1 protein-coding gene is annotated in these 260 nt (G+C 71.9%); it reads left to right on the forward strand.

Going from position 1 to position 260, the window contains the following annotated elements:
- On the forward strand, positions 1-260 hold a 260-nt coding region (locus HV826_RS36630), incomplete at both ends, for a transposase (protein ID WP_176421599.1).

The raw sequence follows: 260 nt of genomic DNA on the forward strand, positions 1-260 counted from the left end.
CGTGCCCGCCCGCTTTGAGAAGCAGGTGCACGTGCAGGAAGTGCTGGCGTGCACGTGCGGCCGGGGCGTCGTCACTGCCCCGCCTCCAGCCAGGGTGGTGGACAGAGGCGAGTACGGCCCCGGCTTCCTGGCCCACGTGGTGACGTCGAAGTGCGCGGACGCCATGCCGCTGCACCGGCTGGCCCAGCGGGTGGAGCGAAGCGGCGTGCCCATGAGTCGCAGCACCCTGACGGACCTCTTCCACCAGGCCGCCTCGGTGC

This window comes from Myxococcus sp. AM010, assembly GCF_013372585.1.
Lineage (GTDB): Bacteria > Myxococcota > Myxococcia > Myxococcales > Myxococcaceae > Myxococcus > Myxococcus vastator.